Source organism: Corallococcus sp. AB049A, assembly GCF_003668885.1.
GTDB lineage: Bacteria > Myxococcota > Myxococcia > Myxococcales > Myxococcaceae > Corallococcus > Corallococcus interemptor.
Window position 1 is genome coordinate 1 of the sequence record NZ_RAWL01001273.1, and the last position, 415, is coordinate 415.

Annotated in this window: 1 protein-coding gene; it reads left to right on the forward strand. The window is 55.9% G+C overall.

All coding sequences use genetic code 11. The features are described 5' to 3' along the window. A partial coding sequence (locus D7X55_RS46985) for a molybdopterin-dependent oxidoreductase (RefSeq protein ID WP_147470531.1) occupies positions 1–415 on the forward strand: 415 nt, incomplete at both ends.

Here is a 415-nt window from a genome sequence, read left to right on the forward strand (position 1 = left end):
TAACTAACGAGAAACATCGTGATATCTGCGAGAAGAAGTGGAATATCCCGAGCGGCACCATTCCGGCGAAAATCGGTCTGCATGCGGTAGCACAAGACCGTGCGCTGAAAGACGGCAAGCTGAATGTTTACTGGACCATGTGTACCAACAACATGCAGGCCGGGCCGAACATCAATGAAGAGCGTATGCCGGGCTGGCGCGATCCGCGCAACTTCATCATCGTCTCCGATCCGTATCCGACAGTCAGTGCGCTGGCCGCCGACTTGATCCTGCCGACCGCAATGTGGGTAGAAAAAGAGGGTGCTTACGGTAACGCCGAACGCCGTACTCAGTTCTGGCGTCAGCAGGTACAGGCACCGGGCGAAGCGAAATCGGATCTCTGGCAGTTAGTCCAGTTCTCCCGCCGCTTCAAAAC